Annotated in this window: 22 protein-coding genes; 15 read left to right on the plus strand and 7 right to left on the minus strand. The window is 72.5% G+C overall.

Going from position 1 to position 19,873, the window contains the following annotated elements:
* Positions 1-60: 60 nt before the first annotated feature.
* The 3 genes from AB0H82_RS07610 to AB0H82_RS07620 are packed head-to-tail and all read right to left on the minus strand — an operon-like array spanning position 61 to position 2,398.
* Positions 61-1,455, minus strand: coding sequence for a mycothione reductase (locus AB0H82_RS07610; protein ID WP_362989881.1), 1,395 nt, complete (start codon positions 1,453-1,455; stop codon positions 61-63).
* Between the two features lie 55 nt (positions 1,456-1,510).
* Positions 1,511-1,783, minus strand: a complete 273-nt coding sequence (locus tag AB0H82_RS07615) for a hypothetical protein (protein ID WP_362989883.1) — start codon at positions 1,781-1,783, stop codon at positions 1,511-1,513.
* Positions 1,784-1,831: 48 nt separating this feature from the next.
* The gene (locus AB0H82_RS07620; RefSeq protein ID WP_362989885.1) at positions 1,832-2,398 is read right to left on the minus strand and encodes a DoxX family protein; all 567 of its coding nucleotides are present in this window, start codon (positions 2,396-2,398) and stop codon (positions 1,832-1,834) included.
* Positions 2,399-2,550: 152 nt separating this feature from the next.
* On the opposite strand from AB0H82_RS07620, the gene AB0H82_RS07625 reads away from it, so the two are divergent.
* From AB0H82_RS07625 to AB0H82_RS07640, 4 genes are all read left to right on the plus strand, one after another.
* On the plus strand, positions 2,551-2,697 hold the full coding sequence (locus AB0H82_RS07625) for a hypothetical protein (protein ID WP_362989886.1): 147 nt from the start codon (positions 2,551-2,553) through the stop codon (positions 2,695-2,697).
* Positions 2,698-2,797: 100 nt separating this feature from the next.
* Positions 2,798-3,370: a dihydrofolate reductase family protein gene (locus tag AB0H82_RS07630; RefSeq protein ID WP_362989888.1), complete on the plus strand. Its 573-nt coding sequence runs from the start codon at positions 2,798-2,800 to the stop codon at positions 3,368-3,370.
* An 8-nt stretch (positions 3,371-3,378) separates the two neighbouring features.
* A complete protein-coding gene (locus tag AB0H82_RS07635; protein WP_362989890.1) occupies positions 3,379-4,395 on the plus strand; it encodes a YdcF family protein in 1,017 nt (338 codons plus the stop codon).
* A gap of 118 nt (positions 4,396-4,513) precedes the next feature.
* Positions 4,514-4,915, plus strand: a complete 402-nt coding sequence (locus AB0H82_RS07640; protein WP_362989891.1) for a hypothetical protein — start codon at positions 4,514-4,516, stop codon at positions 4,913-4,915.
* On the opposite strand, the gene AB0H82_RS07645 is transcribed toward AB0H82_RS07640, so the two are convergent.
* Positions 4,902-5,486 (minus strand): AAA family ATPase, encoded by a 585-nt coding sequence (locus tag AB0H82_RS07645; RefSeq protein WP_362989893.1) that lies wholly within the window; start codon positions 5,484-5,486, stop codon positions 4,902-4,904. The two genes, AB0H82_RS07640 and AB0H82_RS07645, sit on opposite strands and share 14 nt — an antisense overlap.
* Positions 5,487-5,890: 404 nt before the next feature.
* Here AB0H82_RS07645 and AB0H82_RS07650 point away from each other — a divergent pair, with 404 nt between their 5' ends.
* The 6 genes from AB0H82_RS07650 to AB0H82_RS07675 all read left to right on the plus strand — a co-directional run bounded on the left by AB0H82_RS07650 (position 5,891) and on the right by AB0H82_RS07675 (position 10,683).
* The gene (locus tag AB0H82_RS07650) at positions 5,891-6,484 is read left to right on the plus strand and encodes a carbonic anhydrase (protein WP_362990060.1); all 594 of its coding nucleotides are present in this window, start codon (positions 5,891-5,893) and stop codon (positions 6,482-6,484) included.
* 53 nt (positions 6,485-6,537) lie between these two features.
* Positions 6,538-8,064 carry a SulP family inorganic anion transporter gene (locus AB0H82_RS07655; protein ID WP_362989895.1) on the plus strand — a complete coding sequence of 509 codons (1,527 nt, stop codon included), beginning with the start codon at positions 6,538-6,540 and terminating at the stop codon, positions 8,062-8,064.
* A gap of 123 nt (positions 8,065-8,187) precedes the next feature.
* The gene (locus AB0H82_RS07660; RefSeq protein ID WP_362989897.1) at positions 8,188-8,352 is read left to right on the plus strand and encodes a hypothetical protein; all 165 of its coding nucleotides are present in this window, start codon (positions 8,188-8,190) and stop codon (positions 8,350-8,352) included.
* A 121-nt stretch (positions 8,353-8,473) separates the two neighbouring features.
* Complete coding sequence (locus AB0H82_RS07665) at positions 8,474-9,691, plus strand: hypothetical protein (RefSeq protein WP_362989899.1); 1,218 nt, start codon at positions 8,474-8,476, stop codon at positions 9,689-9,691.
* Positions 9,692-9,714: 23 nt separating this feature from the next.
* Positions 9,715-10,233 (plus strand): hypothetical protein, encoded by a 519-nt coding sequence (locus AB0H82_RS07670; protein WP_362989901.1) that lies wholly within the window; start codon positions 9,715-9,717, stop codon positions 10,231-10,233.
* A gap of 75 nt (positions 10,234-10,308) precedes the next feature.
* Positions 10,309-10,683, plus strand: coding sequence for a VOC family protein (locus tag AB0H82_RS07675; RefSeq protein ID WP_362989903.1), 375 nt, complete (start codon positions 10,309-10,311; stop codon positions 10,681-10,683).
* Here the strand turns inward: AB0H82_RS07675 and AB0H82_RS07680 are convergent.
* Positions 10,671-11,579 (minus strand): LysR family transcriptional regulator, encoded by a 909-nt coding sequence (locus AB0H82_RS07680; RefSeq protein WP_362989905.1) that lies wholly within the window; start codon positions 11,577-11,579, stop codon positions 10,671-10,673. The genes AB0H82_RS07675 and AB0H82_RS07680 overlap by 13 nt on opposite strands.
* A gap of 109 nt (positions 11,580-11,688) precedes the next feature.
* Between AB0H82_RS07680 and AB0H82_RS07685 the strand changes: the two genes are divergently transcribed.
* The 4 genes from AB0H82_RS07685 to AB0H82_RS07700 all read left to right on the plus strand — a co-directional run bounded on the left by AB0H82_RS07685 (position 11,689) and on the right by AB0H82_RS07700 (position 16,137).
* Positions 11,689-12,897 (plus strand): four-carbon acid sugar kinase family protein, encoded by a 1,209-nt coding sequence (locus AB0H82_RS07685; RefSeq protein WP_362989907.1) that lies wholly within the window; start codon positions 11,689-11,691, stop codon positions 12,895-12,897.
* Entirely contained in the window at positions 12,894-13,868 is a 975-nt protein-coding gene (gene pdxA / locus AB0H82_RS07690) for a 4-hydroxythreonine-4-phosphate dehydrogenase PdxA (RefSeq protein WP_362989909.1), read from the plus strand. The genes AB0H82_RS07685 and pdxA overlap by 4 nt, the downstream gene beginning before the upstream one ends.
* A gap of 40 nt (positions 13,869-13,908) precedes the next feature.
* Complete coding sequence (locus tag AB0H82_RS07695; protein WP_362989911.1) at positions 13,909-14,589, plus strand: HisA/HisF-related TIM barrel protein; 681 nt, start codon at positions 13,909-13,911, stop codon at positions 14,587-14,589.
* Positions 14,590-14,733: 144 nt separating this feature from the next.
* Positions 14,734-16,137, plus strand: coding sequence for an aminopeptidase P family protein (locus AB0H82_RS07700; RefSeq protein ID WP_362989913.1), 1,404 nt, complete (start codon positions 14,734-14,736; stop codon positions 16,135-16,137).
* 38 nt (positions 16,138-16,175) lie between these two features.
* On the opposite strand, the gene AB0H82_RS07705 is transcribed toward AB0H82_RS07700, so the two are convergent.
* Positions 16,176-17,105 carry a DUF5829 family protein gene (locus tag AB0H82_RS07705; protein ID WP_362990062.1) on the minus strand — a complete coding sequence of 310 codons (930 nt, stop codon included), beginning with the start codon at positions 17,103-17,105 and terminating at the stop codon, positions 16,176-16,178.
* Positions 17,106-17,423: 318 nt separating this feature from the next.
* On the opposite strand from AB0H82_RS07705, the gene AB0H82_RS07710 reads away from it, so the two are divergent.
* Entirely contained in the window at positions 17,424-18,152 is a 729-nt protein-coding gene (locus AB0H82_RS07710; protein ID WP_362989915.1) for a hypothetical protein, read from the plus strand.
* A 34-nt stretch (positions 18,153-18,186) separates the two neighbouring features.
* Here the strand turns inward: AB0H82_RS07710 and AB0H82_RS07715 are convergent, their stop codons facing one another.
* Positions 18,187-19,848 (minus strand): FAD-dependent oxidoreductase, encoded by a 1,662-nt coding sequence (locus tag AB0H82_RS07715; protein WP_362989917.1) that lies wholly within the window; start codon positions 19,846-19,848, stop codon positions 18,187-18,189.
* Positions 19,849-19,873 lie beyond the last annotated feature (25 nt).

A 19,873-nucleotide genomic window follows, 5' to 3' on the forward strand; every position in this document is an offset into this window, starting at 1 on the left:
GCGTGAAACGGGAGGCCCGCCAGTGGGCCTCCCGTGGTCGCGCTTCGACTTGACTCGACGTCACATGGCGGGTGACCGCCGCTGGTTGTCCGGTGCCAGGTCGAGAAGCGCGTTCTCGACGACCTCGGTGAGGGCCGGGTGGATCCACAGCGGACGGGCGGCGACGTCCCGGGCCGGAAGACCGAAGGTCATGGCGAGGACGAGCGGCTGGATGAGCGTGGCGGCCTGCGGGCCGAGCACGTGCGCGCCGAGCAGGCGGCCCGAACCGGGGTCGGCAAGAACCTTGCAGAAGCCCTGCCGGTCCTCCAGCGACCAGCCGTACGCCACGTCCTCGTACCGGCAGGAACCGACCACGTAGTCCCGGCCCTGCTCCCGGGCCTCCCGCTCGGTGAGCCCCACCTGGGCGACCTCGGGGCGCGCGAACACGGCGGCGGGCACGACGTCGTACGACATCGTGCGCGGCTCGTCGGGGTGCAGCAGATTGTGGGCCACCACCTCGCCCTCGCGGTTGGCCACGTGCTTCAGGGGCGGCCCGGCGGCGATGTCGCCGAGCGCCCAGACCCCGGCGGCGCTGGTGCGCAGCTGCGCGTCGACCTCGATCAGGCCCTTGTCGTCGGAGGCGATGCCGGCCCGGTCCAGGTCGAGCAGGTCGCTGTTCGGCTTGCGGCCCGCCGCGACGAGCAACGTGTCCGCTTCGAGGACCGAGCCGTCGTCGAGCGTCAGCCGCAGTTGCCCGGGGCTCCCCTCCACCCGCGCCAGTTCCCGGCCGAGACGCAGGTCGTAGCTGTCGCGCACGATGTCGGTGAAGGCCGACGCGATCGACTCGTCCTGCTCGGAGAGCAGCCTGTCCTGCTTCTCCACGACGGTGACCGCGGTGCCCGCGGCGTGGAAGACGTGCGCCAGTTCGGCGGCGATGTAGCCGCCGCCGAGCACCACCATGCGCTCGGGAACCTCGTCGAGCCGCATCACGGTGTCGGATGTCTCGTAGGGCAGACCGGACTCCGCGACCACCGGCGGGACCGCGGGGCGGCCGCCCGCGACGACGACGATCCGGTCCGCGCCGACCCGTTCGGTCCCGTCCGCCGTCTCCACCAGGAGCTCGCGCTCGCCGGTGAACCGGGCGTGCCCGCGGTACACGGTCACGAAGTCCGACGCGCGGCGGCCCTCCTCCCCCTCGCGCGCCGCGGCGTCGAGCCGGCCGAAGACGCGCTCCTGGACACCCGCCCAGGAGACACCGTCCGGTTTCGCCCGCACGTTGTGCCGATCGGCCTCGCGGACGGTGTCGGCCACCTCCGCCGTCACGGCGAGCATCTTGCTGGGGATGCAGCCCGCATTGAGGCAGGTGCCGCCGAAGGGGCCCTCCGCGACGAGGGCCACGTCCAGGTGCGAGAAGCGGTCGTCGATCAGCGCGTTGCCGGTGCCCGCCCCGAGGACGAGAAGATCATGATGTCTCATATGTGGAGCGTATCCGTGTATGCCCGTTACACACCTGGGCGGCGGCCGCCGTCCGTCACAGATGCCGCGGCGGGCTGTTGCGGACGGCCGAACGGCGCGCCCACAGCGCGCACGCCAGCAGCACCAGTCCGGCGAAGCTGTACGCCCACGCATTGGACGCGCCCGTCGCCGCGCCGACACCCCAGGCCAGCGACCACACGGCGAACAGCACGCACAGGGCGCTCCACGCCAGCGTCCACATCCTGTGCCGCGCCTCCAGCCGCTGCGCGGTACCGCGCTCCATCTCCCCCATGCCGGGCTCGCCGCTCTGTTCGTCACGTATCGTCATAAGCCCCCGGGTGCCCCGGAGTTGAGCGGCGAACCAGCCGCCGGGTGCTCACAAATGACGTGTCACGGCCTGCTGGGCGCTCGCGGAGGCCGAGCGGACGGCCCCCGCCGCGTTCCCCGCCACACCGCTCAGGGTGTGCGCGGCGTCCCGCCGGGTGCGGCGGGCCGCCCGCCGGCCGCTGACCGCCGCGGTGCGGGTGCGGTACGCGACCGACGGCTTGCCGTGGGTGTCGGCCGCCGCGAGCAGCAGCCCGCCGAGCAGCGAGACGTTCTTGGTGAACTGCGTGCGCTGGGCGGCCCGTTGCTCGGGGTCCTTCTCCTTCCACCAGGCGTGCCCGGCCAGGGTGGTCGGCACGAGGGTGCCCGCCAGCGCGAGGGCGGCGACGCGCGGCAGGCGCCCGGTGGCCAGCATCAGGCCGGCGCCCAGCTGCACGGCGCCGTTGATGCGGACCAGCCGCTCCGGGTCCTCCGTGAGCCAGGGGATGCGGGAGCTCAGCGGAGCCGTGACGGGCTCGGCGGCGGGGGCCACGCGCTGGGGGTCCCTGAGAGTGTGCAGCCCGCCCGTGACGAAGACGGAGGCGAGCATCGGGCGTGCGCATTTCCTGAGAACAGCCATGTCTTCCGGCTGCCCGCAATGCACTCGCTCAGACACGGTTTCGAGGATCCGCTCGGGGTACGGGGAACAGGGATCCCGGTACGGGGTAACAGGAACCCCACGACAACCCGACCACACCCACCGCCGCGGCGGTGAGAGCCCAGGAGGACCTCATGGCCGGACTGCTCGCACGCATCAGGGCGTACAGCCGCACCCCGCAGGGCCGACGCACCGTCAGTTCCGTGCGCCGGGCCGCCGCCGACCCGCGCAAGCGCGCCCAGGCCCGTTCGCTCCTCTCCCGGCTGCGCGGACGCCGCTGATCCGGCGCGCGCCCGAAGAGGCGGGCGAAGATCGATGAGTTTCTCCGCGTCCCGCGGTCTTCAGTGATAATCGACGACCCAGACCTTCAGGAGAACTCAGATGCGCACGCTGATCAGCACCGCCTTCGTCTCGCTCGACGGCGTCGTGGAGGCCCCCGGCGGCGAGCCCGGTTACCGGAACTCCGGGTGGACGTTCAAGGACATCGAGTTCGTCCCCGAGGCGTTCGAGATCAAGGGCCGGGAGCAGCAGGAGGCCTCCGCGATCCTGCTGGGCCGCGTCAGCTACGAGGCGTTCAGCCCGGTCTGGCCGGACATGGCGGACTTCGCCGACTACAAGTCGATGCCCAAGTACGTCGTCTCCACCACGCTCGGCGAGGACGACCTGGTGGCGAACTGGGGCGAGACCACGATCCTGCGCTCGCTCGACGAGGTCGCCGCGCTGAAGGAGACGGAGGGCGGCCCGATCATCGTCCACGGCAGCGCCGCCCTCAACCGGAGCCTCTCGGACGCCGGCCTGATCGACCGGTACCACCTGCTCGTCTTCCCGCTCCTGCTCGGCGCGGGCAAGCGCCTGTTCAGCGACACGGACAAGGACACCCAGAAGTTGAAGCTCGTCGAGCACGAGGCGTACGCCAACGGCCTGCAGAAGAACGTCTTCGACGTGATCCGCTGAGCGCGACCATGACCGTGCGAACGTTGCTCTACGCCCCCGCGGCGCTGCTCTTCCTCGTCTTCTGCTGGCGCATGGCGTGGGAGCGCCGCCGGTTCGGCAACGCCGTGCTGCTGGGGCTCGCCGCGCTCTGCGGGCTCGCGGCCTGGATGTACGAACTGGTCTCGTCCGGCTCCACGTCGGGGCGGGTCGTCGCCGCCTCGCTGCTCGCCCTGGGCGGCCTGGGCATCCTCGTGCTCGTGTGCCTGCTCTTCCTCAACGGCCTGCGGATGGTGCGCAGGGAGGGCAGGAGCCCCACCAACCTGCTCTCCCTGATGGGCGCTCTGTGCATCGTCGCCGTCGTGGCCCTGGTGGTCACGGCCGCCGTCCTGCGGACGCCGGTGATGATCGGAGTGGGCGTGGCGGCACTCGGCATCGCCTGCTACATCTCGTTCCTGTTCCTGAGTTTCGTCGTGTACGCGTTCCTCTACGGCCGGCTGCGCATCCGCCGCAAGGCCGGCTTCGTGGTCGTGCTGGGCTCCGGCCTCATCGGCGGGTCCACGGTGCCGCCGCTGCTGGCGAGCCGGCTCGTGCGGGCGCAGGAGGTCCACGCGCTGCTCAGCAAGCGGGGCGGCGCGCCCGTGCTCATCACGTCCGGAGGGCAGGGGCCGGACGAGGACGTGCCGGAGTCCCACGCGATGGCCGACTTCCTGACGGAGCGCGGCTTCCCCGCCGACCTCATCGAACGCGAGGACCGGTCGACGACGACGGAGGAGAACCTGCGGTTCAGCAAGGCGATCATGGAGAAGTCCGATCCGGACTACCGGTGCGTCGTCGTGACGAACAACTACCACGCGTTCCGGGCCGCGCTCACCGCTCGGCGGCTCGGCGTCAGGGGCCAGGTCGTCGGCTCGACCACGGCGGCGTACTTCTGGCCCAACGCCACGATCCGGGAGTTCGCCGCCGTCCTCGTCGCCTACAAGCGCACCAACCTCGCCATGTGCCTGCTGTTCGTCCTCTGCGGCGTACTGGCCTGGGCCGCACGCTGAGCTGAGCGTGTGAGCGGCCGCACCCCTGTCCGCTTCTCCGCATGTCATTTCAGTAGAAAAGCCCTTTTTCTCCCTACGGTGGGCGGGTCGTACACCGAACCCACCCCCTGGAGTGCTCATGCGTCCCGCCCTGTCCCGTACCGTCGCCCTCTCCGCCGGCCTGCTGCTCTGCGCCGCCCCGGTGACCGCGGCCCTGGCCGTCGACGACCCGTCAGCTCCCGTCCACGGCCGGCACGCGGCACCCAAGAAGGCGACCCTGACGGCGAAGGCCACGGTCAGATCGATCAAGGCGTGGGAGCAGTTCCGGGTCTACGGTTCGAGCACCGGGATGCGGGCCGGGACGCAGGTGACGCTGCAGCAGCTGCAGAAGAAGCGCTGGGTGTCGCTGCCGATCCGGATGAACACCAACAAGGCCGGTGCCTACAACCTGCGGGTCAAGCTCGGCATCAAGGGCCTCAACAAGATCCGCATCGTCGGCGGGGGCGCCGTCTCCAACGTCGTGCAGGTCACCGTCCGCTGACGCGGGCCGTACGCGCCGAGGGCGGGGCGGTGAGGACGGCGTCGATCGTCTCGTCCAGAGACATCTCGGAGCTGTCGAACCACTCGCCCTCGCCCGCGAGTTCGCTCCGCATCGCCCGGTCCAGGAAGGACCAGTCGTCCGCGAGGACCTTGTCCCGCGCGGTGAGCCGCCGGGACACGACGTCCACCGAGGGCGCGAGCACGATCAGCCGCAGCGGCAGCCCCTTGAGGTGTTCCCGGTAGAACTCCAGGTGCGCGCGCCGGACGACGACGTCGTCGATGACGGGCACGACACCGCCCGCGTGGAAGCTGCGCGCCAGGACCGCCGCGTTGCGGGCGCGCAGGAGCAGTTGACGGTCGGCCTCCAGGTCCTCCTCCGGCTTGGGCAGGCGGCTCCCCGAGACGATCAGGTCCTGGAGGTGGTCCCCCTCGATGTGCGCGCCGAGGGCGAACCGCCGGGCCAGGCCGTCCGAGACCGAACTCTTCCCGGATCCGGGAATGCCGACGACGAGGAACACGTGCGGGGCCGGTTCGATGTCGACGACCTGGCCCTGGAACGAGGTTTCCGGCATGCCCTGTCCAACTCCCCTTCGCGTTGCCCCACAGCGGTCCGTCGAGGCGGTGCGACTGCAACGCCGGGCGAACGGAACCCCTTCACATAACACACACAACCCCCACCGGGATCTCTACCCAACGGTTGATTGCTGGATCAATTCCCAGTTGAGGGGCACTTATTACTCAACCTTTGGCAGGATTTTGCTCTGTCATCTCACCGTAATGCGATGGCAAAGTGGAGGACACGACAGCCGTACAGGCTGATCCGGGGCGCCCGGCACCCGCCGTCACGGCGGGCCGTGCCGCCCCACCGTCACCATCGACCCGACCACACCGCGTCCCGGCACCGCCGAAGCGACGCAGGAGGCAGGCCACCTTGAAGTCACTGATAGCCAACGCCCGTTCGTTCGCCACGACGCACGTGGCCGACCCCCGGAACGCAGCGGCCTTCCAGGCCCTCGGCGCCGGGCAGTCACCGGAAGCGCTGTTCGTCACGTGCTCCGACTCACGCGTCGTCCCGTCCCTGATCACCGGAGCACGCCCAGGCGAACTCTTCGAACTCCGCACGGCGGGCAACATCGTCCCGCCCTACCCCGCCCGCGGCACACACCCCGACAGCGGCCCCATGAGCGAGGCGGCCACCATCGAGTACGCGGTGTGCGTCCTCGGCGTCCGCGACATCGTCGTCTGCGGACACTCCCACTGCGGCGCGGTGGGAGCGCTGGTCCGGCGCGAGGACCTGTCGGCCGTGCCCGCGGTGCGCGACTGGCTGGAGCACTCCGTCGCCCCCGACGACGCTCTGCGCTCCCTCACGCCGACCTCGGCCGACGTGGCGGAAGCCGTGCAGACACACGTGCTCGCCCAGGTGGAGAGGTTGCGGGCGTACCCCTGCGTACAGGAGCGCGTCGCCGAAGGGTCACTCACGCTGCACGCCTGGTACTACGAAGTCCACACGGGCACCGTCACCGCCCACCGGCCGTCGGACACCGGCCGGCCGTCGTTCAGTCCCCTGTGAGTGCCGCCGCTCTCCCCTGACCGGCCCACCCACACGACAGGACCCCCACCCTCATGTCCTCGCTTCCCTCTTCTTCCTCCCCCCTCCGCTCGCCCTTCAGCGCCCTGCGCGAACCGGGCGTGCTGCGACGGGACATACTCGCCTCACTCGTCGTCTTCCTGGTCGCTCTGCCGCTGTGCGTCGGCGTGGCGGTCGCCTCCGGGGTGCCGGCCGAACTCGGGCTCGTCACCGGCATCGTCGGCGGAATCGTCGTCGGCTGCCTGCCGGGCAGCGCCCTGCAGGTGAGCGGGCCCGCCGCCGGCCTCACCGTGCTGGTCTTCGAAGCCGTTCGCGAGTTCGGGCTCAGCATGCTGGGCGCCATCGTGCTCCTCACCGGAGCGCTCCAGATCGCCCTCGGCCTGCTCCGCTGCGGCCGCTGGTTCCGCGCGATATCCGTCTCCGTCGTCCAGGGCATGCTGGCGGGCATCGGCCTCGTGCTGATCTTCGGCCAGCTGTACACCATGGCGGGTGCGGAGCAGCCGCGCTCCGGCATCGACAAGATCACCGGAGTGCCCGGGCTGCTCGCCGACACCGTGCAGGACACGACGGCGCTGACCGCCGCCGCCCTCGGCATCGGCACCATCGCCGTCCTCGTCCTCTGGCCGAAGCTGCCCGCCGCCGCACGCGTGGTGCCCGCCCCGCTGGCCGCCGTCGCCCTCGCCACCGCCGTCACCGCCGGATTCGGCCTCGACGTGGCCAACGTGTCGGTGCGCGGCATGGTCGACGCCATCCAGCCGCCCGGCCTCGGCGACCTGGCGGACCTGGGCACCGTCGCCGTGCTCGGCACCGTCCTCGCGTTCACGCTGATCGCGTCCGCCGAGTCGCTGTTCAGCGCGGCGGCCGTGGACCGCATGCACGACGGGCCCCGCACGCAGTACGACAAGGAACTCGTCGCCCAGGGCGTCGGCAACACGGTGTGCGGGGTGCTCGGCGCCCTGCCGATGACCGCGGTCATCGTCCGCAGCTCCGCCAACGTCCAGGCGGGCGCCCGCACTCCGCTCTCCCGGATCCTGCACGGCGTGTGGCTCCTGCTGTTCGCGGTGCTCCTGCCGGCCGCGCTCGGCATCATCCCCCTCGCCGCGCTCGCCGGTGTCCTCGTGCACGCGGGCTGCAAGCTGATCCCGTTCAAGGAGATCGTCCCGCTCGCCCGCGCCCACCGCGGCGAGGCCGTCGTCCTCTCCGTCACGGCGATCGCCATCGTGGTGACCAACATGTTCGAGGGCGTGGTGCTCGGCCTGATCCTCGCCGTGGTCAAGTCCGCCTGGGAGACCTCCCACATTCACCTGGACGTACGGGAGCTGACCGACGGCAGGATGGTGGTGACCCTCACCGGGAACGCCACGTTCCTGCGGCTCCCCCGCATCCTGGAGACGCTGGAGGCCATGCCGCAGGACCGGCCCATCGAGCTGGACCTGACAGACGTCAAGCACCTGGACCACGCCTGCCGCACGACGCTGGAGAACTGGGCGCTGCGGCACAACGACAGCGGTACGGAAGCCGTCCGGATGAAGACGCGTCCGGTGGCCGGGGCCGGGGCCTGACGCCCCCCTCGCTCCCCCTTCCGCTCACCTTTTTCCCCTGCTCCGGGTGGCGAGCGCGGTATGCCCGCCACCCGGTGTCCCACCCCTCGGCACAGCGTGCCGGTCAACCATGGAGGTTTCACCGTGGAACAGCTCATCAAGCGCATGACGGAGGAGTCCGTGTGGCAGAAGTGGGTCGCCGCCAACTCCGCCCAGGGCGCCACGCCCGGTGCGAAGGAGGGCTGCATCAGCGCGACACCGAAGAGCGGCTGCATCAGCGCCACCGGCAAGACCGGCTGTATCTCCTGACGCAGTGACCCGGCGGGGCGGTGGCGACGGCACACCGGCCGCGGCCACCGCCCCGCCCCTCACTCCCCCGTCGCCCGGGCCGGCCGCCGCCGCCCGCCCCCTGCCCCGTACCGGAGCCCCCTTGAATCGCCTGCCGAGCGCCGACGTCCTGGACCAGGTCCGGGACATCCCCCTCTACCGCGCGTCCGTCGAGCGCGGCGACTTCCCGATCCTGGAGAAGCCGGAGATCGCCCGGGACTTCCCCGCCAACTGGATGACTCCCCGGCTGGAACGGGCCCTGGAGGCCGGCGACGCGGAGTTCGTGCTGTCCACCGGCACCAACCACGCCCGCATGCAGCTCATCCGGCCGCCGTACTTCCTGCTCCGCTCCTACTACCGGCTGTGGAGCGAACACCCCGACCTCGGCCCCCTCTGGCACGAGGGCGCCCGGCGCATCTCGCTGACCACCGTCCTCGCCACCGAGCACGTGGCGCGCGTCAACGCCCGCAAGCCGGGGGCCACCCCGGGCGAACGCTGGCTCGACGACCGGACGCTGTACCTCAACCGCCGCATGGACCCGGCGGGTTGGGACCGTGCCGAGGTCGAGCGCATGCTCGCCGAGATCCGCGAGGTGAGCGCCGCGCATCCACGGGGTGCGTACCTCCTGGACTGCTCCGGCTACCACCTCGCGCATCTGGTCCAGAAGGTCGACGAGTGGGACCTGTGGGACCGGTTCCCGCGGCCGGCCGGCATCGTCCACGCCTACGAGTACACGCCGCTGAACGTCCGCGCGTATCTGCGCGCCCACTTCGACTGCCCGATCGTCGACCTCTTCGGCAGCACGGAACTGGGCTACCTCTTCTACAGCGCCGAGGACGGCCGCTACCGCCCCTATCTGCACGACATGAGCGTGGAGCTGATCCCGGTGGAGCCGAGCAGCGAGATCCACAGCCTCATCGTCACCAGCATCCGCAATCCGTACATGCCGCTGGTCCGCTACCGGTCCGGCGACTGCGTCCGCACCCAGGACGGCAGCACGGACCCGGAGCGGATCATCTCCTTCTGCGGCCGCGAGAAGGAACTGCTGCCCACGCCCGGCGGCCCCGTCGCGCAGGCCGACCTCGACGCGCGGGTCGCGGCCGCCTCTCCCCGGGTCTTCCTGCACCAGCTGCACCTGACGGGCGAGGACCGGTGCCTGCTGCGGTGCACGACCTTCGACGAGAAGCCGCTCTCCCCCGCCGAGGAAGCCGAACTCGGCTCGTCCGTGAGCGAGTTGACGGGCCGCGCCTGCCGCGTGGAGCACGTCACCCACGTACCGATCGGGCGTTCCGGCAAGTACGCCTGGCTGACCAAGCCCTAGCGCCGAACCGACAGGAATCCCCCATGCACGCACCCGCGCCGAACGCGCCCGCGCCCACCGCCGAGGAGCTGCTCGGCACCGCCCTGCACGACGAGGTGGTCCGGCACTTCGCGGCGAAGCCCGACGCCCCGGCCGCCTCGTACATCAGGCACCAGGTCCGCGAATGCCTCCGCTACCTCTACCTGGTCTCCCGCCACCCCGACCGGCTCGGCGGCCTCTTCCTCCCCGTCGAGCAGGACATCGACGAGATCTGGCACTACCTCATCCTGCAGACCCGCGAGTACCGGGAGCTGTGCGAACAGCGCCTGCCCGGCGGCCACTTCATCCACCACCGGAGCGTGTCCTACGACGCCTACCAGCAGGCGCCGGGCCGTGAGACGGCCGCCGAGGAGGCGCTGCGGTGGATCCCCCTCTACACCGCCGCGTTCGGCCCGTACGACGAGGACGCCCTGCCGCACTGGACGGTCGTGCGCTTCCTCCACGACGAGCTGCGGCTCTCCCTCGCGGACATCGCGTCGTTGGCGGAGGGGTCGGAGAGCTAGGGCGTGGCAGGCGTGATCTGCGAGTGTGTGGTGAACGACCGACAACCACGCTCCGCGCTTCGAGAGGATCACCTGGTGCAGATCAACGCCCTCATCATCGACGCCACCGACCCCGAGCGGCTCGCCGCGTTCTGGTCCGAGCTGCTGGACAGGCCGGTCGTGGGCCGCACGGGACCGTACGTATGGCTGCGCAGAGAGAACGGCCTGGGTGTGGGGATCCAGCGCGCCGACGGCCCGAAGCCGGGCAAGAACCGGCTGCACTTCGACCTCGCCTCGCCCGACCCGGCCGCCGAACAGCGGCGGGTCGAGGCGCTCGGCGGGCGCAGGCTGGAGGAGTACGCCGACGGCGGCTTCCTGGTGATGGCCGACCCCGAGGGCAATGAGTTCTGCGTCATCCCGGACGGCCCCTTCGAGCTCGACGACGAAGGGCGTACGAACTATCTCGACTGACCGGGTTCCAGTTCGGCCGCCCGGGCGCGCAGCCACGACGTCAGCAGGTGTACGCGCCGGTCCTGCTCGGGCGGCCGGCGGCCGAGCAGGTGGTAGCCGGTCCCGTCGGCCACGAAGCCGAAGGGGGCGGCGAGTTGCCCCCGCTCCAGGTCGTCGCGGACGACGGCGTACGGCGCGACGGCGACGCCGATGCCGGCCACGGCGGCCTGGACGGTCAGATAGAAGTGCTCCAGGGTCTGCTGCGCGGCCGGAGCGGCCGGGTCAGCCGTCCTGCCGGTGAGGCGCCGCCAGTCATCCCAGGCTCTTGGTCTCGTGGCGGCGTGCAGGAGCACGGTGTCCGTCAGCCCGGTGCCGTCGGCGAGCCGCGCCGCAAGGTCGGGCCGGCACACCGGCCCGATCCGCTCGCCGAACAGCCGGGTGCGGCGCACGTCGTCGGGGAACGGGAAGTCGTCGCGGCGGATCGCGAGGTCGATGCCGTCCCGTTCGAAGAAGACCGGGCCGCCACCGGCGGACAGATGGACGGTGACGTCCGGCGCGCCCGCCGTCAGATCGGGCAGGCGCGGGATGAGCCAGCGCATCAGGAGCGTCGGCTCGCACGAGAGGGTGAGGGGCCCGGCCGGGGCGCGCCGTGAGATCTGCCGGGCGGTGGCGTCGATCTGGTCGAGTGCGTCCCTGACGACAGCGGCCAGTTGGCGTGCCTGCGGGGTCGGGCGCAGGGCGCGCGTCCCGCGTTCGAAGAGGGGGACGCCGAGGGCCCGCTCCAGGTTCTGGATCTGCCGGCTCACCGCGCCGTGCGTCACGTGCAGTTCCTGTGCGGCCGCGGTCATGCTCGCGTGCCGGACGGTGGCCTCGAAGGGCAGCAGGGTGTTCGGGGGCGGGAGGGCCGGCCAGCGCATGCGTGAACTTTAGTCACAGCTCGCGTGACAAGGAATCGTTTGTCCTGGCCTTTCCGCCTGCACGACCATTGATTCCGTCACAGCGAGCCGACCGACGGAGGGGCGTGGCATGACACTGCTCGACGGACCCGGACCCGAACCCGGTCCCGGACCGCGCGTCACCGTCCTGGCGGACGACCTCACCAGTGCCGGGGACTGTGCGGCGCCCTTCCGCCGCGTCGGCCACCCCGCGCGGATTCTCTTCTCCGCTCCCCCGGCGCCCGTCCCGGGACCCGGGGTGACCGCGATCGATCTAGGGAGCCGTCTCCTCGACGAGAAGGCCGCTGCCGCGCGCACCCGGCGGGCGGCACGCCTGTGCGCCGGTTCCGACCTCGTCCTCAAGACCGTGGATTCCACCCTGCGCGGGCATGTCGGGGCGGAGGTCAGGGCCGCGTGGGAGGGATCGGGGCGCCGGGCCGTGGTGGTCGCGCCCGCCTTTCCCTCGGAGGGCAGGGTGACGGTGGACGGTGTGCAGTATGTGCGGGGCGTGCCGGTCCATGAGAGTGCGTACGCCCGCGACCCGGTGCACCCGGTGCGGCGCGCGGACCTGACGGCTCTCCTACCCGAGGCGGCTGCGCTCGGGGCGGACGAGGCGGCCCGGCTGCCGGAGCTGATCGGTGCCGGGCGGCTGATCGTCTGTTCCGCCCGGCAGGACGGTGACCTGGACCGGTTCGTGGCGGCGGTGCCGCGCCTCGACGACGTGCTGTGGGTCGGCTCGCCGGGCCTCGCGGCCGCGCTGGCCCGGCGGTGCGCGGCCACCGGCGGCGCGGGCGCCGCACCGCCCTCTGCGGCACGGCGCCCGCTCGTCGCCGTCGGCAGCGTAAGCCCCGCGACGCGACGGCAGTTGGCGGTGCTGCACGGCCGGGACGAGGTGCGGGGCGTCACCGTGGACGGTGCCGCGCCCACCGCGGCGGAGGCCCTGCGCGGCCTGACGGCGCCCGTCCTCACCCTGCGGACGCCCGACGTGCGGCACACCCCGGTGGCCGCTCGGGCACTGGCCCGCTCGCTCGCCGCGGTCGTCCGCACCCTGACAGGACAGGGCCTGGTGGACGGCCTCATCGTCACCGGCGGCGAGACCGCCGCGACCGTGCTCGAAGCTCTCGGCGTCACCGGGCTCGACCTGACCGACGAGCCCGAACCCGGCGTCGCCCGCGGCACCCCGCTCGGCGGACCGCCGCTGCCCGTGCTCATCAAGGCGGGTGGCTTCGGCGACGACGACCTGCTCGTGCGCCTGTGCCACCTCGTCCGGAACCCCACGACCGAGGAGACCCCCGCATGATCCCGCTCGCCCTCAGCATGGGTGACCCCTGCGGCATCGGCCCCGAGATCACCCTGAAGGCGTGCGCCGACCCCCGGCGCACCGTGCCCGTCGTCGTCATCGGCGACCCGGGCGTCCTCACCCGGGCCGACCGGTTCGCCGGCACCGGGCTCGCGGTCCGCCCGGTCGCCTCGGTCGCGCGGGCCGAGTACGCGCCCGGCACGGTGGACGTGCTCGCCGGGAGCGACCTGCCCGACGACCTGCCGTGGGGCGCGCTCGACGCCCGCGCGGGCGTCGCGTCCTTCCAGTACGTACGCCGTGGAGCACGACTCGCCATGGACGGGGACGTACGCGCCCTGGTGACCGCTCCGATCAACAAGGAGGCGCTGCGCCTGGGCGGGGTGCCGCATCCCGGGCACACCGAGATCCTCGCCGACCTGTCCGGCACCACCGACTACGCGATGATGATGGCCAACCAGGAGCTGCGGGTGGTCCTGGTGACCGTTCACGAGCCCCTGCGCACCGCGATCGACGCGCTCGACACCGAGCGCGAACTCGCCGTCATCCGGCTCACCCACCGCGCGCTGGAGCGGAGCGGTGCGGCCGCTCCGCGCATCGCTGTGGCGGGCCTCAATCCGCACGCGGGCGAGAACGGGCTGTTCGGCCGCGAGGACACGGACATCATCGCCCCGGCGGTCCGGGCCGCGCGCGGCGAGGGCATCCGGGCCAGCGGTCCGTGGCCCGCCGACACCGTCTTCATGCGGGCCCGCGCCGGGGAGTTCGACGCCGTGGTCGCGCAGTACCACGACCAGGGCCTCATCCCCGTCAAATACCTCGGGCTCGAACACGGCGTGAACATCACGCTCGGCCTGCCGTTCGTCCGCACCAGCGTGGACCACGGCACGGCCTTCGACATCGCGGGGCGCGGCTTGGCCGACCACACCAGCCTGCTCACCGCGCTGGACCACGCCGACCGGCTCTCCGCGCACTGATTCCCGGTCCCCCACCCCACCCCGAGACCGCAGGAGAACCGTGGACTTCATCTTCATGCTCACCCGTGACGACCGCACCATCACCGACTGCCTCGACGTCGTCGACACCGTCAGGAACCTCGGCATCACCCACGTCGGGTTCAAGGACGTCGGCGTCGACCGCGACACGCTCACCCAACTGCACACAGCGCTCCGCGAGTTCGGGGCGACCACATACCTGGAGGTCGTCAGCACCGACCGGGACCAGGCCCTCGCCTCGGCGCGGACCGCCGTCGATCTGGGCGTCGACGTGCTCATGGGCGGCACCTGGGCCGAGGAGACCCTCGGCCTCCTGCGCGGCACGCCCACCGCCTACCTGCCCTTCGCCGGTGAGCCCTTCGGCCACCCCACCCGTCTCGCCGGGACCCCGGCCCGCATCGCCGAGGACTGCCGAAGGGCCGAGGCAGCGGGCTGCGCGGGCGTCGACCTGCTCGCGTACCGCGCCACCGAAGCCGATCCCCTGGACCTGGTCCGTGCCGCCCGCGCCGCGACCTCGGGGCGGCTGGTCGTCGCCGGTTCCATCACCGGCACCGGCCAGGTCCGGGAGCTCGCCGCGGCGGGGGCCGACGCGTTCACGATCGGTTCGGCCGCCTTCGACGGCTCCCTACTGCCCCGCGCGGGCAGCCTCGCGGCACAACTCGGGGCGGTGCTCGACGTGGTATGGGAGCCGGGCCTCTCCTGAGCCGACGCGCGCCGCCCAACTCCCCCGCGCCGCACCGGGTTTGGTGCCACGAAGACCCTTCGTCACACTCGCCGCTCATAGTAATGTGACATTTTACTAACCGGCCTCCGCGGCCCCCGTTCGCGCTGCCTCCAGGGAGTCCCCGTGACCGAACCCGGCACCCACCCGACCGGCACCCACCCCGCCTCGACGCTCAACACCGGCAGCCACGACCTGGCCGTCTCCGCCGAGCTGTCCCGCTTCATGGCGGCCTCCTGGGCCCCTTCCGCCCTGCCCGACTCCACCCGGGTCGCCGCGCACGCCGTCACCCCGGCGCGCCGGGCCCGGCTCTCCGCCCGCTTCCCCGGCGAACGGCTGATCATCCCCGCCGGCGAGCTCACCGTCCGGTCGAACGACTGCGACCACCGCTTCCGCCCGCACAGCGCGTACGCCTGGCTGACCGGGCTGACCGGGGAGGACCAGGCGGGCGGTGTGCTGGTCATGGAGCCGGCGGGGCCGCACGGACACGAGGCGGTCCTCCATCTGCGGCCGCGCTCCCCGCGCGTCGACGGGGACGAGGAGTTCTACCGGGACCGGCGCTACGGCGAGTTCTGGGTCGGCCGCCGTCCCGACCTCGCTGAGGCGGAACGGCTCACCGGCATCCACTGCGCCCACCTGGACACCCTCGGCTCACCGACCGGGCGCAACGCCGCCTCCGACCCCGAACTCGCCGCCGCCCTCTCCGAGTTGCGTCTGGTCAAGGACGCCTGGGAGGTCGAGCAGCTGCAGCTGGCCGTCGACCACACCACCGCCGGATTCGAGGACGTGGTGCGCGCCCTGCCGCGTGCTCTCGCGCACCCGCGCGGCGAGCGGTGGATCGAGGGGATATTCGGCCTGCGCGCCCGCGCCGAGGGCAACGGCACCGGCTACGAGACCATCGCGGCCTCCGGCGCCCACGCCTGCGTACTCCACTGGATCCGCAACGACGGGCGGCTGCACCGCGACGAACTCCTGCTCCTGGACGCGGGCGTGGAGACGGACAGCCTCTACACCGCCGACATCACCCGCACCCTGCCGCTGTCCGGCCGCTTCTCCCCCGTCCAGCGCCGGGTGTACGAACTGGTGCTCGCCGCCCAGGAAGCGGGCATCGCGGCCCTGCGCCCCGGCGCCCGCTTCCGTGACTTCCACCGGGCCGCCATGCGGGTCGTCGCCGAAGGGCTGGCCGACTGGGGCGTGCTCAAGGACGCGGAGGGCGATCTGCACCGCCGCTACACCCTGTGCGGCAGCGGCCACATGCTCGGCCTCGACGTCCACGACTGCGCCCAGGCGCGTGCGGGGACATACCTGGACGGCGTCCTGGAGGAGGGGCAGGTCCTCACCGTGGAACCCGGCCTCTACCTCCAGCCCGACGACGAGACGCTCCCCGCCGAGCTGCGCGGCATCGGCGTCCGGATCGAGGACGACCTCGTCATCACGGCGGAGGGCGCCCGCCTGCTGTCGGGTGCGCTGCCGCGTACCGTCGCCGGGGTCGAGGAGTGGATGGGCGCCCTGCTCGACGGCCACTCCTGAGGACGAGCAGGACCACCTCCTCGGGGCGACCGGCGCCGCTATCGGGCGCCGTCGAACGTCCACACGGCTTCGGCGCCCGGTCCGACCGTGAGCGTCGACCGGCCGATCCGCTCCTCGTGGCGCTCCGTCGCGGGCTGGTTGAGCGAGAACCGGACCTCCCGCAGGCCCGCCTCCTCGCGGCCCGTCGCGTCGAGGCGGACCGTGGTGCCGCCCCGCACGGCGACGGCGCCGCCATCGGGCAGCGCACGGACGACGAACCCGCCGGCCCGCAGCAACGGCACCGTGCTCGCGATGTCACGCGGGCTGGCCGCGAGACGCAGGGACGTCACGTCCCGCATGCGGTGCTTGCGGTAGTCGTCGTTCAGATAGCGCTCGCGGCCGACGTCGCCCGGGTGGCCGGGCGGCTCGGTCTTGCTGCGCGGGTCGGCGAAGTACTCCGGCCGGTACTCCATCGCCCAGGTGCCGAACGAGTCGTACTGATTGGCCTCGATGACGAAGAACCCGTCGAACCACGGCACAGGGACGCCGTCCCCGAAGTCACGCGTCTGCAGGAAGTCGGCCGGGGTGATCCCCTGCTCCCGCACCCGTTCGCGCACCGTCGCCAGGTCGCCCGCGCGCTCGACGGAGACGGCCATGCCGGTCGCGCCGAACTCGCCGTCCTTGCCGGGCAGGTCACCCACCCCGAACAGTTCGAGGTAGGTCTCGCGGCCCAGGAGGTAGCGGCCGGTCCAGGTCTGCCCGTCGGAGCCGGTCGTGGTGCGGACCTGGAAGTTCGCGAACTCCCGCAGATAGGCGGAGTGCTCGACGGCGTCGGCGGTCTCCCGGTCCACGACGCCGTAGGCGTGGTTGTAGAAGAGCAGTTGCCGGCCGCGCGAGGGCTTGTCCGCGCCGGGCGGCGCCGCCCACGCGCTCCCCTCGGCCGCCCCGACGAGCGCGGCGGCGAGCGCCACGACGAGGACCATGAGCATCCGCAACTTCCGGCGCAGCAGCATGCGGACGATCGTAGGGCGAGCGGGACGATCGGGACAGCTGTCGCGGCCGGATTTCACTCCGGCCCGGCCGGTGGGGTACAGTCGATCATGAGCTCGCCGCCGAACAGACGGTGCCGGGCCCGGCGTTGGTGGTCCAAGGAAAGGCGCCCCACTTCCTGTGGGGAGATGCAGGTGCAAGGCCTGCCCAGCGCTCGCGAGAGAAGGCCCCGGCCTCCGGTGACGGAGACCGGGGCCTTCCGCCGTTCCCGGTCCACCACCCACTGTCCACTGCCCACCACGAGCGAGACTGAGGGCATGTTCTCCGACCGGCTTCCGCCCCCGACCGTCTACGGCCGTCTCCGCGTCGAGCGGCACGATCTCGCGCCCGCCCGCTGGCTGGAGCGGCGCACCCACGACACCGCCGCGTTCGGCACGGTCGGCGCGGTGTGCGTCCCCGGCTTCGAGGCGTACGCGCGGATCCTGCATCCGGCGCGGCTCGGCGCGGCGCCGGTGCGGTGGGACCGGGCCGCCGCCGCGTACGGCGCGACGGTCGACGCGGCGACGCGCTGGCACGAACTGATCGGTGCCGAGGACCGTCTCCTGTACCGCAACGACGACACCCCGGCCGTCCCGGGCGTCTGGGACGAGCACCCGCACGAGGGGCCGACCCCCGCCGACGTGGCCCGCGTCCTGATCGCCGTCCTGGCCCGGCACACCCGCACCCCCGACCGCTGCCGGTACGGGCTGTGGGCCGGATACGGGCACGTCGAATGGGGTGACGTGCCCACCTTCGAGACGCCGGGACGTGAGGAGATCCTCCTCTCCGGTCCCCTCGACGACGCCGACTCCCCCGCCCCCGGCACCCACGAGGGCGTACCGGACCTGCCCGACCTGTGGTGGCCCGAGGACCGGGCGTGGTGCGTGGGCGGGGACGTCGGCCTGGTGAGCACGTACGTGGGCGGCTCGGCGGAGTGCGTCGCGGACATCCTCGCGACCGCGGGCCTGGAGGCGTACTCGGTCGACGGGACGTCAGCGGTGGACTGAGAGCCTGTCCTTTGAACCCCCGCCTGCGCACCGGTCAGCGCAGGAGGCCCGCGCGGGACGACCGTGCGGTGGCGACGAGTTCGGCGACCGTGGCCAGCTTGACCCGCGGGCGTCCCGCGCCGCGGCCGCGCGTGACCTCGGCCCGTTCGATGGCGGCCAGACCGCGCGCGTCGACCACCTGACGGTTGCGGCGGCGGGCCAGCCGGTGGAAGGCCTTGGGGGTGTGCCGCGGGGCGGGCAGGGTGCCGGCGACCGCGTCGGCCAGGAGCGTGGAGACCGTCTCTGCGGCGCAGGTGCGGTTGGCGCCGATGCCGCCGGTGGGGCCGCGTTTGATCCAGCCCACAACGTAGGTGCCCGGCCGTCCCGCGACCCGGCCGCCCTCGTGGGGCACCGTGCCGTCGGTCTCGTCGAAGGGCAGCCCGGCGACGGGCACGCCGCGGTAGCCGATCGCGCGCAGCAGCAGGCCCGCCGGTATCGTGCGCTCCCCCGCTCCGGCGGCGACGCGCACGGCGTCGACCCGGTCGGTGCCGAGCACTTCGACGGGTGCGCAGTGGAAGCGCAGCACGATCCTGCGGCCGGGTGCGGGGGGCCGCTCCCAGTCCGGCCGCGCGCGCGTGACGTCTCGCAGGACCGCCGCCTTGTCCTTCTCGCCCGCGGTGTCGACGGCGGGTGCGATGCGGGGGTCGTGGTCGTCGACGACCAGGTCCACGCCCGGCAGGTGCTTGAGGGCGAGCAATTCGGACCTGGTGTACGCGGCGTCCTCGGGGCCGCGCCGGGCGAGCAGGACCACTTCGCGCACCTTGCTGTCGCGCAGGGCCCGCAGCGCGTGGTCGGCGATGTCGGTGCGGGCGAGGGTGTCGGGGTCGGCGAGCAGGATCCGCGCCACGTCCAGGGCCACGTTGCCGTTGCCGACGACGATCACGCGCTCCGCCGACAGGTCGACGCCGTCCGGCGCGGCGTCCGGATGGGCGTTGTACCAGGCGACGAACGCCCTCGCGGAGACGCTGCCGGGCAGCTCCTCGCCAGGGATCGCCAGGCGCCGGTCGGCCGATGCGCCCACGGCGTAGATCACCGCGTCGTGGTGGGCGGCGAGCTCCTCCGCAGTGACGTCGGTGCCCACGTCGAGGCCCAGGTGCAGGCGCACCCTCGGGTGTGCGTGGAAGCGCGCGAAGGTGTCGCCGACCTTCTTGGTCGCGGGGTGGTCCGGCGCCACGCCGTAGCGCACGAGGCCGCCGGCCACCGGCAGCCGGTCGATCAGGGTGACCTCGGCGCCGGTGTGGAGCAGCAGGTCCTGCACGGCGTACATCCCGGCGGGTCCCGTGCCGACGACGGCGACCTTCAGCGGTGCGAAGTCCGCGGGCAGGACGCGCGGGAAGGACGGCTCGCCCCAGGTGTGGAAGTTCGGGCCCCCGGGAGCGGGTTCGGGTCTCCGGTCCGCCGCGTCGTCCTCGTAGTAGGCCGCGTTGATCGCTGCGTACTCCTGCTGTGCGGCGGGCAGGCTGTCCACCGGGAAGATCGCGTCGACGGGGCACGCGTCGGCGCAGGCGCCGCACGCTATGCACGTCTTCGGGTCGATGTGCAGCATCTCGGTGCTGCCGAACGCGCGCTCCTCCGGCGTGGGGTGGATGCAGTTGACCGGGCAGACGGCGACGCACGTGGCGTCGCTGCAGCAGGTCTGGGTGATCGCGTAGGTCATGTTCGTCGGCTCGCTCGGCTCAGGT

It is taken from the genome of Streptomyces sp. NPDC050732 (assembly GCF_040654255.1).
Lineage (GTDB): Bacteria > Actinomycetota > Actinomycetes > Streptomycetales > Streptomycetaceae > Streptomyces.